The sequence below is a fragment of the Stenotrophomonas sp. YJH_SMC_32 genome (assembly GCF_059369975.1).
Window position 1 is genome coordinate 115,072 of the sequence record NZ_JCAFTE010000004.1, and the last position, 17,221, is coordinate 132,292.

Sequence of the window (17,221 nt, forward strand, 5' to 3'; positions counted from 1 at the left end):
GCCGTGACCTCCCCCCAGGCCCTGATTGCAGGTTTGGCGCCGGCGTGGGTGGCCGCCGGCGCAGTGGTTTGGCTTACCAGCCGAAGCCGGCACCAACGCCGACCGAGCTGTCGTCACTGCTGAAGGCACCGCCGAAGGTGACCGTGGCGCGATCGCTGATCGCACGCTGGTAGCCCAGCGACAACGCCGACTCGCCGCCCTGGAAACCGATGCCGACGCCGACCCGGTTCTGGGTGCGGATGCCGGCGGCACTGGTGGCCATGTTGAGCATCGCCGCACTCATCGCGCCCTGGCGGTCGATGCGACGATCCATGTGGCGCAGGCGCCCGTCGATCTCGCCCTTGAACACATCGAAGCTGTCGGCGACGGCCTGCACGCGGCTGTCGGTGTAGCTGTTGGCGGTGGCCATGCCACGATCCAGCTGGCCCTTGTTGACGGCGTCGGTGGCGGTGGTGCCTGCGGCGACGTTGGTGACCTGGCGTTCGTTGCCTTCGCTGCCCACCGACACCGTATTGGCACGATCAGCGACCGAGCCCTGGCCCAAAGCCACCGCGTTGGCAGCCGTGGCACTGGCACCCTGGCCGATGGCTGTGGACGAGGCGCCACTGGCCACTGCGCCCTCACCCATGGCGACGGCATTGAAGCCGGTGGCCGGGGTGCCAACCGGAATCCCGGCACCGGCGGCGGCGGCAGTCGGCGTGCCCTGCACGCGTGCGGTGCTGGCCGGTGCTGCATCGGCGGTGGCCGGTGCGTCGGCGACGCTGGCCAGCGGGCTTTCATCCAGCGAGGCACTCATCGAACGCAGGCTTGCCGTTCCCGAACGCGTGCCTCCGGCGGTGCGGCGATCGATCTCGCTGACCTTGCGGTCCAGCGCACCGAGCGCATCGCCGACGTTGCTGTAGGTGGCGCCCTGGATCACGTAGTTCGGCGCCACGAACACGCCCTGCATGCCGACGCTGGCGCCACCGCCGAGGAAGCTGGCGGCATCACTGAGCGACTGGAACAACTGCCCGCCATTGATCGCCTGGCGGCTGCCGGCGGCGATGCTGCCGGCACCGACGTTGTCGATGGTGGTACCCTGGAAGCCGGAGAGGGTCAGGCGATCACGGCTGGCGTCGTCATAGCCGACTGCACTGGCCGCCGTGGTCTCGACCGTCGCGATGCGCGAATCGAAATCACCGACGCGGGTTTCCACTGCGCCCACGCGCTGGTTGGTGACGTTGAGCTGCGAACCGGTGACCGCATCGGTGCTGCCGGCAGCGATGCGGCCGTCGGCCACATTGACGATGCGCCGCGTGGCCGGGCCATCGGTGCCATTGCCGCCGCCGACCGAGACCACGTTGGCATCGAGCGCACGCGAACCCGCCCCCAGAGCCACCGAGTTCGCACCGGACGCGCCGGCGCTGTTGCCCAGTGCAAGCGCACCATTGCCAATGGCCATCGCGTTGGCACCCAGCGCATTGCTGCGTGCACCACTGGCAGTGGCGGCCGAACCGACCGCAGCGGCATCGCTGCCGCTGGCACTGGCGGTACCCGCACCAGTGGCCTTGACGTAGCGTGCGGTGCCATCGGCGGTCGCCGCGACCGCATCGAGCTGGCCACGATTGACTGCATCGGTGCGCTCGGTACCGGCGGCGACACGGGTGATCTGACGATCACTGGTGCTGCTGCCCACTGACACGGTGTTGGCACGATCAGCCACCGAGCCGGCACCCAGTGCGATGCTGCCGGCTGCCGACGCATTGGCGCTGACACCCACTGCGGTGGCATTCGCGCCGGTGGCCTTGCTGCCGTAGCCGACCGCCGTACCAAGCCGGCCACTGGCTTCGGCATAGCTGCCCAGCGCGGAGGCACCGTCAGCCGAGGCGTTGGCGCGGAAGCCGCTGGCCTGCGACTGCGTGCCGCTGGCCGTGGCCTGCGCACCACTGGCGGTGCTGTAGGCACCCTTGGCCTGGGCACCGGTGCCGCTGGCGCTGGCACCGAGTTCGCTGGCGCTGGCGCCGCTGCCCACCGCCACGCTGTCGACACCACTGGCCTGTGCGTTGTTGCCCAGAGCCGCGGCGTTGTTGCCGGTGGCCAGGGCATCGACGCCGACGGCGGTGGCGTTGACGGCCATGGCATTGGCTCCGCTGCCCAGCGCGGTGGCGCCGTTGCCGACGGCGTTGGCCGCGTTACCGGCGGCCAGTGCGTTGTCGCCGTCGACCAGGGCACCGGCTTCGCCGTCGGCGTTGCCGCTGGCCTGGAACTGCCGGGCAGTCCTGTCGGCAACGCTGGCAACCGCGTCCAGCTGGCCCTTGTTCACCGCGTCGGTGGCCTCGGTGCCGGCTGCCACATGCGTCACCTGGCGCTCACCGCCCGCGGTGCCCACGGCCACGGTATTGTCGCGCTCGGCCTTGGAGCCGGCGCCCAGCGCCACGCTGTTCAACCCACTGGCGGTGGCACTGGCGCCCAGTGCCGTGCCATCTGCGGCATCCGCCCACGAATTCCAGCCGATCGCGGTGGCGTAATCTTCGGTCGCCCAGGCGCCGGCACCGAAGGCCGCCGCGCCGGTGCCGCTGGCACGCGACGGGATCAAGCCGAAGAAGGTGCTGCCACCAATGGCCACGCTCTCCTCGCCACTGGCCTCGCTGGACTGGCCCACGGCCACGGCACCGGTACCGGCTGCGGCGGCACCGAAGCCGACCGCGGTGGTGTTGGCCCCGCTGGCGGCCGAGCCGTAGCCCAACGCGGTGCCGAGGCGTCCGCTCGCTTCGGCATAGCCACCGACGGCGGTGGTGCCATCGGCAGAGGCGGCACTGCGGAAGCCACTGGCCAGTGCCTGCGTGCCACTGGCGTTGGATTCGGTGCCGGTCGCGGTGCTGTACGCACCACTGGCCTGCGCACGCGCCCCTACCGCGCTGGCGCCGAGCTCGCTGGCGCTGGCGCCGGTACCGAGCGCAAGGCTGTCTTCGCCGGTGGCCTGTGCGGTACTGCCCAGTGCTGCGGCGTTGTTGCCGGTGGCCAGCGCATCGATGCCGACCGCCGTGGCGTTGGCGGCCAGTGCATTGGCGCCGCTGCCGAGTGCGGTGGCACCGTTGCCGATGGCGTTGGCCGCATCACCGGCCGCCAGCGCGTTGTCACCCTCGACCAGGGCGCCGGTTTCACCCTCGGAGTTGCCACTGGCCTGGAACTGCCTGCTGGTCTTCTCCGCTGCTGCGGCTACGGCGTCAAGCTGGTTCTTGTTGACCGCATCATTGCCCTGCGTGCCATCGGCCACGTTGGTGATCTGGCGGGTGTTGCCAGCACCGCCTACCGACACGGTGTTGTCACGGTCCGCGATCGAATCGGCACCCAGCGCCACGCTGTTGGCAGCGCGCGATTCGGCGGCGTTGCCCAGTGCGGTGCTGTTGATGCCGCCGGACCAGGCGCCGCCACCGACGGCGGTGGAGTAATTGCCCGATGCTTCGGTGGCCAGCACGCCAAACAGCGAACCACCGACGGCGACGCTGTTGGTGCCGGTGGCCAGGCTACCCTGGCCGGTGGCGGTGCTGTAGGCACCCGACGCCTCGGAGTCGCCGCCCAGCGCCACGCTGTTGGAACCGGTGGCACTGGCGAAGTTGCCGAAAGCGGTGGCGTTGAACGCCGATGCCTGGGAATAGCCACCGATGGCGGTGCTGTAGCCACCGGTCGCTTCGGCGCCGATGCCGAACGCTGCCGACGCCGTGCCGCTGGCGACGCTTTCGCTGCCGACCGCGGTGGCGCCGCTGCCGCTGGCATTGCTGAAGTAGCCCACCGCCACGGCTTCCTCGCCGGAGGCTTCGGACAACACACCGTTGGCGGTACTGCCGGCACCACTGGCGATGCTGGCGGCACCGAACGCCGCGCTCTGCTCGCCGCTGGCTTCGCTTTCCGCACCCTGCGCGGTGGCGTACTCACCGGTCGCCTGTGCGTTGGCACCGACGGCGCTGGCGTTGGCGGCGCTGGCCAGCGCGTTGAGACCGATCGCCTGCGCGTTGTTGGCCAGCGCATTGGCACCACTGCCGAGTGCGGTGGCACCGTTGCCGATGGCGTTGGCCGCATCACCGGCGGCCAGCGCGTTGTCACCCTCCACCAGCGCACCGGCTACGTCGTCACCGCTGCCACTGGCCTGGAAGAAGCGGCTGGTGGTGGTGGCGGTACTCGCGACCGCATCCAGCTGTGCCTTGTTCACCGCATCGGTGGCCTGGGTGCCAGCGGCGACGTTGGTGATCTGCCGCTCGTTGCCGGTGCTGCCGACCGACACGCTGCGGGCGCGGTTGGCAACCGAGCCGGCGCCGAGCGCGACAGCGTTGCTGGCGCTGGCGTTGCTACCGGCCCCGAGCGCGATCGCGCTTTCACCACCGGCCACCGTGTTGGTGCCGATGGCAATGCTGTTGAGGCTGTTACCCAGCGCCTGGAAGCCCAGCGCCACGCTGTTGTCGCCATAGCCGAAGGCACCACGGCCGACTGCGGTTGAGCTGGCACCATTGGCCCAGCTGTTGTATCCGATGGAGGTTGCGCCACTGCCGCTGGCCCATGCCGCGTTGCCGAACGCCGAGGCGTTGGTGGCGGTGGCCCATGCACCGGAACCGAAGGCGCTCGCACCACTGGCCGTGGCCCAACTGTAGCCACCGACAGCGGTGCTGTCATCGCGGCTGGCGAAGGCGCTGTCACCGACCGCAACGGCATAGCTGCCGGTCGCACGCGACTTGCCGCCGGCCGCGAAGCTGTTGTCGCCGCTGGCCTTGGCGGCATTGCCGAACGCGCTGCTCACGGCACCGGTGGCCTGCGCACCGCTGCCGACCGCCGTGGCATCGGCAACCGCCGTGGTGCCCACCTGTTGCGCCTTTCCGTCGGCGCCGATGATCGGCTGGTTGTACTCGTCGTAGGCCTGTCCGACGCCACCGATGGCAACACCGCCGTTGCCGGTGGCGCTGCTGTTGCGACCCACCGCCACGCTGTCATCACCGATCGCTGACGCGGCAGCGCCATGTGCAACTGCACCAGCACCGACCGCGTTGCTCGAGGAGCCGGCCGCAACCGCACCTTCGCCCTCGGCGAACGCACCGGCATCACTGCCCGCTTCGGGCTGTGCCTGGAAGAAGCGCGCGGTGCCGTCGGCGGTGCTGGCCACAGCGTCCAGCTGCGCCTTGTTCACTGCATCCGTCGCCTGCGTACCTGCGGCCACGCTGACGATCTGGCGTTCATTGCCATTGGTGCCCACGGCCACCGTATTGGCCCGATTGGAGCCCGAATAGGCGCCCAGCGCGACACTGTTTTCGGCGCCAGCGGTGGCGTAGTAGCCGATGGCCGTGCTGTCCTTGCCGATGGCCCAGGTCTGCGCGCCCAGTGCACTGGCGTTGTCGCCTGCGGCATAAGCGAAGTAACCCAGCGCGGTGGATTCCGCGCCCACTGCTTCGGTGAAGCTGCCGTTGGCCAACGAACGGTCACCACTGGCGACCGCACCGCCGCCTACCGCGGTGGAGGACACACCGCTGGCCCGCGTCTGCACATACAGGCCCATGCCCGGCACGATGTCGGCCGGGCCACCGATGGCGACGCTGCCGGCGCCGGTGGCGCTGCTCTGCGTTCCCAGGGCGGTGGCGTTGCTGCCACTGGCGGTGGCCGCCGCGCCGAAGGCCGCGCTGCCCTGCCCCGAAGCCAGCGCATTGCTGCCGACGGCAGTGGCGCTCTGCGCGATGGCGACGGCGCCCGCACCCAGTGCACTGGTGCCATTGCCGATCGCGTTGGCCGCCTCGCCGGCGGCCAGCGCATCTTCGCCTTCGGCCAGCGCACCGGCATCGCTGTTGCTGCTGCCGGTGGCCTGGAAGTGCTTGGCGGTGGCATCAGCCACGGCAGCGACGCCCTTCAACTGGGCCAGATTGACCGCATCGGTGGCTTCACTGCCCGCGGCAACGCTGGTGATCTGCCGTTCGTTGCCTGCGCTGCCGACCGCTACGCTGTTGGCGCGGACAGCTTCGGAGTTCGCGCCCAGTGCAACGCTGTTGGCACCGCGAGCGGTGGCGTAATAACCGACGGCGGTGCTCTGCGCACCGCTGGCCCAGGTCTGCGCACCGAGCGCGCTGGCATTCTCACCCGGGGCATAGGCGAAGTAGCCCACGGCGGTGGATTCCACGCCGGATGCTTCGGTCAGGCTGCCGTTGGCCACCGCACGATCACCGCTGGCGATAGCGCCGGCGCCGACCGCGGTGGCGGCTTCGCCGCTGGCCTGGGTCTGCACGAAGAAGCCCAGGCCCGGAATCAGGTCGGCCGGGCCGCCGATGGCGACGCTGCTGGTACCGGTGGCGGTACTCTGCGTACCCAGTGCGGTGGAGTAGTCACCGATGGCATTGGCGACCGCACCGAATGCCGACGACTGCGCACCGGCGGCATACGCGCCAACGCCGTAGGACGACGCCGCAAATCCACTGGCTTCGGCACTGGCGCCGACTGCGGTGCCACCGACACCTGCGCTGGTGGCGCCGGTTTCCACCGGCACGCCGCCACTGGTGATCAGCGGGTTGCCGTCGGCATCCACCGCAGCACCACCGACGGCGACACTGCCCGGGCCGTTGGCCTGTGCGTTGTTGCCGAACGCGGCGCTGTTCTGGCCCGACGCCAGCGCGTTGTTGCCGACGGCGGTGGCGTTCTGCGCAACGGCCGTGGCGCCGGCACCCACGGCGGTGGTGCCGTTGCCGATGGCGTTGGCCGCCTCGCCGGCCGCCAGCGCCTCGTCACCTTCGGCCAGCGCGCCGGCGTCGCTGTTGCTGCTGCCAGTGGCCTGGAAACGCTTGGCCGTGGCATCGGCCACGGCGGCCACGTTCTTCAACTGGCCGACATTGACCGCGTCGGTATCTTCAGTACCCGCAGCGACGCTGGTGATCTGCCGGGTCAGGCCATATTCGGCGGCGCCGACAGAGACGGTATCGACGCGGTCGGCCAGCGAGCCGGCGCCCAGCGCCACGCTGCCGGTGGCAACCGCCGCCGAGTTGGACCCCAGCGCGGTGCTGTACTCACCGACGGCGGTGCTGAACGCACCCACCGCGATTGATGCTTCATTGGCGGCAGTGGCGCCGCGGCCCAGTGCGGTACTGCCCGGGCCCATCGCCACGGCACCGCCACCCACGGCAGTGGCGCCATCGGCGGTGGCTTCGGACAGCGCACCCAGGGCGGTGGCCGCGCCATTCTCGCTTGCAGCGTAGGCACTGGCGCCGACGGCGGTGTCACCAAGACCGAACGCGGCAGCACTCTGCCCGACCACCACGCTGGCGTCACCGATTGCCAATGCGCCCTGGCCGAACGCGCTGGCGCCCAGGCCGGCGGCAATCGCCTGGGTACCGATGGCGGTGGTGGCATTGGCCAACGACTGCGCACCGGCGCCCGCTGCAACCGCGCCCTGCCCGTCGATCTTCGCCGCGTCGCTGTCATCACCTGCGCCATCGGCCTTGAAATAGCGGTTTCCATCTGCGGCGACATCCGCCAGCGCGGCCTGCGTGGCGCGCGCCTGCGCATCCAGCTGTGACTTGTTCACCGCATCGGTGGCCTGGGTACCAGCGGCCACGTTGGTGATCTGCCGTTCCTTGCCGGCGTCGCCGACGGACACGGTATTGGCCCGCGCTGCTTTGGAGCCAGCGCCCAGCGCCACGCTGTTGGCGGCGCTGGCATTGCTGTTGCTGCCGATCGCCACCGCGTTGCTGCCCTTGGCCGTGGCCGAGCCTTCGATCAGGCACTTTTCCAGCAGCTTGCCGCTGAATGCGACGCAGGTAGCGCTGCCGCCGATCTGCACTGACTGTGCAATGGCGGAACCGCTCATGCCCAATCCCAATACCAGGCCCAGTGCCACCGCCAACAGCGCGGGCGTGGCCTGTGTCGTATCACGGCGCTGGTCGACAACACCACCGCTGCTGTCGGAGGAGGCCAGTTCCGAGGCCACCACCAACTGACCCAATGCTTTGTTCCAGACCTTGCGATAAATCCGATTCATCGGTACGGCTCCTGATTGGACTGGTTTTGGGCAAAGCAACGCCACCGCCGGGCCTTGTGGCCCAACGTCCCCTGGGGGCGTTTATTCGCGTGATTTACTGCGGGGTATTGCCGAACGGCGCGCAGCGACAGAAAACCGAGCGCGTGCGCCGAGCGGTTACTGCGGAATGAATGGTTCTGAAACGGGGTTCAAGTGTTAACGGCAACTTTGCAGATCGTCAAGACTTTGACACGGCAAATGCTATTGCCGTGAAGCAGTTCACCATTTCACGTGTTTATAAAAGTATTTTGTTAGGTACACGTGACGGACCGCTGGCGCATGAAAACCGATGTAACTAGCGGGCGCGACAAGGGTTTCACGCGTGCAAAGAAAAACCCGCCGACGAAGCGGCGGGTTTTTCCATACGCGGTGGCATTGCGGCCTGCGCGGAACGATGCGATCAGCCGCACCACACCCGCGCGTTGCGGAACATGCGCATCCACGGCGAATCACCCTGCCATTCCGCCGGTGCCCAGCTCAGGTTGAGCGCGCGCGGGGTACGTTCCGGGTGCGGCATCATGATGGTGACGCGGCCGTCGCTGCTGGTCAGGCCGGTGATGCCGTCCGGCGAACCGTTCGGGTTCAGCGGGTACTGGCTGGCCACCTTGCCATTGCCATCGATGTAGCGCAGCGAGACACGTGCAGCAGCCTGGTCGACGGCATTGTCGAACACGGCCTGGCCTTCACCATGCGCCACCGCCACCTGCAGGCGCGAGCCGGCCATGCCACGCAGCAGGATCGACGGCGATTCCACCACTTCCAGCAGCGCGGTGCGGGCTTCGAACTGCTCGCTGGCGTTGCGACGGAACTGCGGCCAGTGCTCGGCACCCGGAATGATGTTCTTCAGCTGGCTCATCATCTGGCAGCCGTTGCATACGCCCAGCGCGAAGCTGTCTTCGCGCGCGAAGAACGCGGCGAAGGCATCACGCAGTGCGCTGCGCTCCAGGATCGAGGTGGCCCAGCCACGGCCGGCACCGAGCACGTCGCCATAGCTGAAGCCACCACAGGCCACCAGGCCGGTGAAATCCTGCAGGGCCACGCGGCCTTCAATCAGGTCGCTCATGTGCACGTCGAAGGCACGGAAGCCGGCACGCTCGAAGGCGTTGGCCATTTCGATCTGGCCGTTGACGCCCTGCTCGCGCAGCACCGCCACGCGCGGACGCGCACCGCTGCTGATGAACGGTGCCGCCACATCCTCGTTGAGGTCGAAGCTGAGCTTCGGCTTCAGGCCCGGTGCGTTGAAGGCACGCGCGATCTCGCGCTCGGCATCGGCATTGGCCGGGTTGTCGCGGCGCTTCTGCATCGCGTGGGTGACCGACCACCAGGCATCGAACAAGGCCTCCCAGCGCCACTCGGCCAGGTTCTCGCCGCCCAGCGACACGCGCACCACCGGTGCGGTGGTTGGCTTGGCGATGCGCTGCGCGCATTCGGTCAATGCATGGCGTTCAACCAGGTCGGCAAACGCTGCACGGTCTTCGCGCGCGATCTGCACCACCGCGCCCAGTTCTTCGTTGAACAGGCTGCGGAACGGATCGTCACCCCAGGCATCGAGGGCGATGTCCAGGCCCAGGCGCGAGGTGAAGGCCATTTCGCACAGCGCGGCGAAAGCACCGCCGTCGCTGCGGTCGTGATAGGCCAGCAGCAGGCCGGACTGGCGTGCATCGCGGATCAGCTCGAAGAAACCCCGCAGGCGCTGCGGATCGTCCAGGTCCGGGGCGGCACCGGCGAAGGCCGGCAGGTCGCCGTGGTCGGCATGCACCTGGGCCAGGATCGAACCCCCCAGGCGCTGCTTGCCGGCACCGAGGCCGATCAGCCACAGCTCGCTGTCCACCTCCCGGTCGAGCAGCGGGGTCAACTGCTGGCGCACGTCGGCGACCGGCGCGAACGCCGAGATCACCAGCGACACCGGCGACACACTCTTGTGCGCTTCACCCTGGTCGTGCCACTGCGCCTGCATTGACAGCGAGTCCTTGCCCACCGGGATGCTGATGTCCAGCTGCGGGCAGAGTTCCATGCCCACCGCCTTCACCGCGTCGTACAGCAGCGCGTCTTCGCCCGGGTGACCGGCCGCGGCCATCCAGTTCGCCGACAGCTTGATCTCATCCAGCGCATCGACCGGGGCCGCGCACAGGTTGGTCAGCGCTTCGCCCACCGCCATGCGTGCCGAAGCAGCGGCATCGAGCAGGGCCAGCGGGGTGCGCTCGCCGATCGACATCGCCTCACCGGCTACGCCGTCGAAGTCGGCCAGGGTGATTGCCACGTCGGCCACCGGCAGCTGCCACGGGCCGACCATCTGCTCGCGCGCGGTCAGGCCGCCGACGCTGCGATCACCGATGGTGACCAGGAAGTTCTTCGAGGCCACGGTCGGGTGCGCGAGCACGCGCAGGCCGGCTTCCTGCAGGTCCAGGCCACCGGTCTTCAGCGCCGGCCAGCGCGGTGCCGGCGGGTGCGCGGTATCGCGGTGCATCTTCGGCGGCTTGCCGAACAGCACGTCCATCGGCAGGTCGATCGGTGCATCGGCCGGGGTGTGGCCCGGCACGGCACCGTAGGCCACCACCAGATGTTCCTCGGCGGTAGCCACACCGACCGCAGCGAACGGGCAGCGCTCGCGGGCGCACAGCGCGGCGAACTCGGCCAGGCGTTCCTGGGCCACGCCCAGCACGTAGCGTTCCTGCGACTCGTTGCACCACAGCTGCATCGGCGACAGCGACGGATCATCGGTGGGCACCTTGCCCAGGTCGATGACACCACCGACGTTCGAGTCGTGCAGCAGTTCGGGGATGGCGTTGGACAGGCCACCGGCGCCGACGTCGTGGAAGAACTTGATCGGGTTGTTGGCGCCCATCGCCACGCAGCGGTCGATGACCTCCTGGCAGCGGCGCTCCATTTCCGGGTTGTCGCGCTGCACGCTGGCGAAGTCCAGGTCCTCGGCGCTTTCACCGGAGGCCACCGAACTGGCCGCACCGCCGCCCAGGCCGATCAGCATCGCCGGGCCACCCAGCACGATCACCGCATCACCGGCCTGCAGCGGGATCTTGTCGACCTGCACGCGGTCGATCGCGCCGAGGCCACCGGCCAGCATGATCGGCTTGTCGTACGCGCGCACCAGGTCGGCGCCTTCCGGCAGCTCGAAGCTGCGGAAGTAGCCGAGCAGGTTCGGGCGGCCGAACTCGTTGTTGAACGCGGCGCCGCCGAGCGGGCCGTCGGTCATGATTTCCAGCGCCGGTGCCATGCGCGGGTTCAGCGCGCGCGGCGCCTCCCACGGCTGCGGTAATTCCGGAATGCGCAGGTGCGAGACCGAGAAGCCGGTCAGGCCCGCCTTCGGCTTGCCACCGCGGCCGGTCGCGCCTTCGTCGCGGATCTCGCCACCCGCGCCGGTCGAGGCGCCCGGGAACGGTGCGATCGCGGTTGGGTGGTTGTGGGTTTCCACCTTGATCTGGAAGGCACTGGGCACCTGCGCTTCGCGGCGGTATTCGCCACTGGCCGGATCGGGGCGATAGCGCGACGCCGGATGGCCTTCGATCACCGCGGCATTGTCGCTGTACGCGCTGAGCGTGTGCTGCGGGGTCTGCTGGTGGGTGTTCTTGATCATCCGGAACAGCGAGCGGTCCTGTTCCTGGCCATCGATGGTCCAGCTGGCGTTGAAGATCTTGTGGCGGCAGTGCTCGGAATTGGCCTGCGCGAACATCATCAGTTCCACGTCCGACGGCGAGCGGCCCAGCGCGGTGAAGCGTTCACGCAGGTAGTCGATCTCGTCCTGGGCCATGGCCAGGCCGAGGCGCTGGTTGGCGGCCTCCAGCTGGTCCACCGGCACGCGTTCCAGCTCGCCACGCGCCGGCGCCGAGAACAGCGCCTGGCCCTGCTCCACGGTCTCCAGCACCGACTGTGTCATCGGGTCGTGCAGCGCCTTGACCAGCGCCTGCTGGGCGTCAGCATCTGCCGGCCAGCCCTGCACGTCGATACGCAGGCCACGCTCGACCCGGCTGACCGGCTGGCCGGCACCGCGGACCAGTTCGGTGGCCTTGCTCGACCAGGGCGACAGCGTGCCCAGGCGCGGCACCACGATGCGGCTGACCGCGCCGTCGGCCACGGCTTCGGCCTGCGGCGCCGCTTCGAGGATGCGGCACAGCGTGGTCAGGTCGGGGGCGGCGCTGCCTTCGGGCTGCACGAAGTAGACGTGCCAGGCGCCGCTGATGCGCAGGGAGGGAGCGATGGACTGCAGGCGGGATTCAAGACGTTCGCGGCGGAACGGCGACAGGGCGGGCGCGCCCTCGAGGACCATCATGTCCGGGGAACCGTAGTTGGGAAACGGGCCCGACATTGTACCGGAAGCGGGGGAAGGGCTTTGGCCGGGCGGCGCCCGGCACCCGCCGAGGCCACGGCCGAAGCAACGGCAACGGCCAAAGCAACAGCAAGAGCTGGCTTCTGTGAGCTGGCGGGGCGGTGGGAGCCAGCAGGACACGCCGTAAACCCATACATGGGGGCTCGATGGCGCCATCCATGGCGCCAACGGTCCTGCTGGCTCCCACCACCCCGCCCCGACAGTTTCCCGCGATCTGCGGCCATGCGTGGACGCTTCCCGGTAGTGCCGGCCGCTGGCCGGCAACCAGGAAATGTCAGAAATCAGGCATTGAAGAGCGCAGCGACCGGCTTTTGCCTTTGTTTTTTTTCTTCTGTCTTTCGTGGCTGGCCGCGCAGGAACCTGTCCGTGGCCGGGCGGGTGGGCTGCGCAGGGGCGTGAGCCGCATGGATGCGGCGACCGAGCTTACATGGACGTACTTGCAGCGCCCCCTGCGCAGCCCACCCGCCCGGCCAACCCCCAGAAATCCGCTGTTCGCGGCAAGCCCCAGCCACGAGGGGGCTCCGCCGATGGCCGCCGACTGCGCGCCAGCGCCGCTTTCCGCCCAAATCGCCGAACCATGCGCTTGCTCACGGATTGACCACGCAATTGATGACAACGTTGTCCCCACCTGGTGCCGGACTCTCTCCCCGGCCTCCCAGGTGCCTCCGTCCGGCCCCTCCGTCGCCTTCCCGGGCGATGCCCGGACCTGCGTCACGCGCGGCGCCATCGGGGCCCGCGCGCCCTTTGATCGGAGACTCACCCATGTACGACCCGATTGTGCGCAGTGCCGAACGTTCGACCCGAAGCTGTCGTCCCCGCCATCTGGCCTGGCTGCTTGCCCTGGCCGCCGGCAGCGCCGCCCTGCCCGGCCTGGCGCAGGCTGCCAGCTGTGCCGGCGTGGCCCAGTGGGACCAGGCCAAGATCTACCGGGCCGGCGATACCCTGCAGAAAGGAGGCGTCCTCTATCGGGCGAACCAGGACATCTGGAACGCGCCACCGGACCATCCGGCCGGTGCGCCCTACTACACCAACCTCGGTGCATGCGATGGCAGCGGCACCAACCAGCCGCCGGTGGTCAGCCTGACCTCGCCGGCCAACGGCGCCACCTTCAGTGCCGGCAGCACGGTCAACGTGACCGCCACCGCCAGCGATCCGGACGGCAGCGTCGCCAAGGTCGAATTCTTCCGCGACGGCAGCACGCTCGGCGTGGCCACCAGTGCGCCGTATGCGGCCAGCTGGACCAATGCCAGCGCCGGCAGCCACACCCTGCGTGCGGTCGCTACCGACAACAACAACGCCACCAGCAGCACCGCGACCATCACCATCACCGTCAACGCCGCCAGCGGCGACACCACCGCACCGAGCGTGCCGGGCGGGCTGGCGGCCGGAACGCGCACTGCCAACAGCATCGCGCTCAGCTGGAGCCCATCCACCGACAACACCGGTGGCAGTGGCCTGGCCGGCTATGACGTGTACCGTAACGGAAGCCTGGTCGGTTCGCCGTCCAGTGCCAGCTATGTGGATGGGGGGCTGACCGCATCGACCACCTACCGTTACCGCGTGCGGGCGCGCGACAACGCCGGCAACGCGTCGGCGCAGGGCACCGAGATCAGCGCCACCACGCTGGCCGGCGACGGTGGCACCACCGGCAAGCGGGTCATCGGTTACTTCACGCAGTGGGGCATCTACGGCCGCAACTACCGGGTCAAGAACATCGACAGCAGCGGTTCGGCGGCGCGCCTGACCCACATCAACTACGCGTTCGGCAACGTGCGCAACAACCGCTGCGAAGTCGGCATCACCCAGCCGTCGGATCCGAACAGCGGTGCCGGTGGCGATGCCTTCGCCGACTACACCAAGGCCTTCAGTGCCGCCGAGAGTGTCAGCGGCAGCGCCGATACCTGGGACCAGCCGCTGCGCGGCAACTGGAACCAGCTCAAGCAGCTCAAGGCCAAGTACCCGAACCTGAAGGTACTGATCTCGCTGGGTGGCTGGACCTGGTCGCGCGGCTTCTCCAGCGCGGCGCGCCCGGAAAACCGCCAGGCCTTCGTTGCCTCGTGCATCGACGCCTACATCAAGGGCAACCTGCCGGTGACCGACGGTGCCGGCGGCGCCGGTGCGGCGCTGGGCGTGTTCGACGGCATCGACATCGACTGGGAATACCCGGTGGCCTGCGGCATCGAATGCGGCAAGCCGGAAGACAACGCCAACTTCACCGCGCTGATGGCCGAGTTCCGCCGCCAGCTCGACGCGGTGCGTCCGGGCCTGTTGCTGACGGTGGCGGTGGGTGCCGGCATCGACAAGATCCGCGTCACCGATCCGGCGGCGTACCACCCTTACCTGGACTACATCAACGTGATGACCTACGACTTCCACGGCGCGTGGGATGCGAAGACCAATCACCAGTCGGCGCTGTTCGATTCGCCGAATGATCCGTCCACCGGCGACCAGAAGCTGTACAACAGCAACGACGCCATCGAGGCCTTCATCAGCCGTGGCGTGCCCGCCGCCAAGCTCAACCTGGGCATCGGCTACTACGGGCGTGGCTGGACCGGCGTGGCCAATGCCAACAACGGCCTGTACCAGACCGCCAGCGGTGCTGCCCCGGGCACGTATGAAGCCGGCATCGAGGACTGGAAGGTGCTGAAGAACCTGGCGTGGCCGGGCTACACCGACAACACCGCCGGTGCCACCTGGATCTACAACGGCAGCACGCTGTGGAGCTTCGACACCCCGGCCAACATCACCCGCAAGATGGGTTACGTGAAGACCCAGGGCCTGGGCGGCGCGTTCGTCTGGGAGTTCAGCGGTGACGATGCGCAGGGCACGCTGACCAAGGCAGTCAGTGATGGCCTGAAATAAGGTAAAAGCCGGGGGCGCATTTTGCGCCCCCGGCCTCTGATCTGTAGAGCCGAGCCCATGCTCGGCTGATGTTTCCGCAGTCGAGCATGGCTCGACTCCACAATTCTGCGTCAGCGCTTGGCCGACAGCTTCTCCAACGCCGCACGCAGCTGTGCCGGCGGCAGGTAGCCCCCCAGCTGGGTGCCGTCCGGCGCGAAGATCGCCGGCGTACCATTCACGCCCAGCTGCTGGCCCAGCGCGTACTGCATCGCCACCGGATTGGTGCAGTTCCTGGCGGGAACGTTGCCGCCGCGCTTGGCGTTGGTCAGCGCCTGGCGACGATCCGCTGCACACCAGACCGAAATCATGTCGGTGTAGTCCTTGCTGCCCAGGCCCATGCGCGGGAACGCCAGGTACTCGACGGTGATGCCGTTGCGGTTGAGCTCGGCGATGTCCTGGTGCAGCTTGCGGCAGTAACCACACTCGATGTCGGTGAACACGCTGATGGTGTACTTGGCGTTCGGCGCGGCGAACACGATGCGATCGCCGTGGTTGGCCTTGGCCAGCAGGCCGCGGCGATAGCCGAGCAGGCCTTCGCTGTTGGCCGGGCCCTTGGCGTGGGTGTCGTAGGGCTGAGACTGGAACAGATAGCGGCCGTCATCGGACACATACAGAAGCTGGCCTGAAACGACGACCTCGCGGAAGCCGGGGAAAGGCGCGGCGCCAATGTAGTCCACCTGGAAACCGGGGTTCAACGCGGTCAGTGCGGCGCGTACCGCCTGGTCGGCGGGCGCATTCGCGGCCGGACTGGCCTTGGCCGCAGCGGCGGCGGGTGCCTTGGCGGCCGGCGGAGCCGGCTGGGCGCAGGCGGTCAGGCTGAGCGCACCGAACACGGCGGCGATGGCAAATCGGAGCATGGAGCGGTCCGCGACAGAAGAAGACCCCGGATTCTGACACAGCCGCCGGTACCGGGCGGCGACGCCCGGCAGCGCCCCGGGCAGCGATTCAGCCCGGCACTCAGCCACGCGGATGGTGGCGGGCGTGCAGCTTCTGCAGGTGCTCGCGCGCTACCAGGGTGTAGATCTGGGTGGTCGACAATGAACTGTGGCCGAGCAGCATCTGCAGCGCGCGCAGGTCGGCACCGCGGTTGAGCAGATGGGTGGCGAAGCTGTGCCGCAGCCCATGCGGGCTGATCCGCGCCGGGTCGATGCCGGCCACCTGTGCGTGGCGCTTGACCAGATGCCAGAACGCCTGCCGGGTCAGCGCATGCAGCGTCGGTTCAATGAACAACGGGGCCTGCCCATCCGCCAGGGCATGCACCTTGCCCTTGCCGACCAGCTGCGGGCGCGACTGCTGCAGGTAACGCTCCAGCCAGTGCTGGGATTCCTCTCCCAGCGGCACCAGCCGTTCCTTGCTGCCCTTGCCGGTGACCCTCAGCACGCCCTGGCGCAGGTTGACCGCCGTCGCGGGCAGCAGCACCAGTTCACTCACGCGCAGGCCCGCGGCATACATCAGTTCCAGCATGGCGCGATCGCGCAGGCCCAATGGGCTGTCGACGTCCGGGGCCGCCAGCAGCGCATCGATCTGGCTCTCGGCCAGCGCCTTGGGCAGCAGCCGTGGCAACTTCGGCGGGTCCAGCAGCGCGCTGGGATCCTCGCTGCGTTCGCCGCGGCGCACGCCATCGGCGAAGAACGCCCGCAACGCCGACAGCAGGCGCGCGTTGCTGCGCGGTGACCAGCCATGCCGGGTGCGCCAGGCCAGATAATCGAACAGCCCAGGACGCTCGATGCCGGCCAGGCCACCGTCGCGCCCATCCATCCAGCGCGCCAGCCCTTCCAGGTCACGCCGGTAACTGTCGAGGGTGGCACGGGCCAGGCCGTTCTCGGCCCAGATCGCATCGAGGAAGCGCTGGATGCGCACGCCGTCGTCGGCGCGAAGCTCGGGCAGTTGCTGGACCAGCTGGCGGCGTTCTGCGGGGGTGGAGACAAGGGCCATGCGTGCAGGATACGAGGGCCACT

Annotated in this window: 5 protein-coding genes; 1 reads left to right on the plus strand and 4 read right to left on the minus strand. The window is 68.9% G+C overall.

What is annotated here, in order from left to right; translation table 11 throughout:
- Nucleotides 1-73 precede the first annotated feature (73 nt).
- Together AC5P7S_RS08380 and purL are read right to left on the minus strand one after the other, a co-directional pair.
- A complete protein-coding gene (locus AC5P7S_RS08380) occupies nucleotides 74-7,981 on the minus strand; it encodes an ESPR-type extended signal peptide-containing protein (protein ID WP_095378087.1) in 7,908 nt (2,635 codons plus the stop codon).
- Between the two features lie 439 nt (nucleotides 7,982-8,420).
- Complete coding sequence (gene purL, locus AC5P7S_RS08385) at nucleotides 8,421-12,305, minus strand: phosphoribosylformylglycinamidine synthase (RefSeq protein ID WP_095378098.1); 3,885 nt, start codon at nucleotides 12,303-12,305, stop codon at nucleotides 8,421-8,423.
- An 819-nt stretch (nucleotides 12,306-13,124) separates the two neighbouring features.
- Between purL and AC5P7S_RS08390 the strand changes: the two genes are divergently transcribed.
- Entirely contained in the window at nucleotides 13,125-15,224 is a 2,100-nt protein-coding gene (locus AC5P7S_RS08390) for a glycosyl hydrolase family 18 protein (RefSeq protein WP_197599318.1), read from the plus strand.
- Nucleotides 15,225-15,334: 110 nt separating this feature from the next.
- Here AC5P7S_RS08390 and AC5P7S_RS08395 read toward each other — a convergent pair whose 3' ends face one another.
- Nucleotides 15,335-16,120, minus strand: coding sequence for a thioredoxin fold domain-containing protein (locus tag AC5P7S_RS08395; protein WP_095378089.1), 786 nt, complete (start codon nucleotides 16,118-16,120; stop codon nucleotides 15,335-15,337).
- A gap of 100 nt (nucleotides 16,121-16,220) precedes the next feature.
- The gene (xerD, locus tag AC5P7S_RS08400) at nucleotides 16,221-17,198 is read right to left on the minus strand and encodes a site-specific tyrosine recombinase XerD (RefSeq protein ID WP_005415216.1); all 978 of its coding nucleotides are present in this window, start codon (nucleotides 17,196-17,198) and stop codon (nucleotides 16,221-16,223) included.
- Nucleotides 17,199-17,221: the final 23 nt, after the last annotated feature.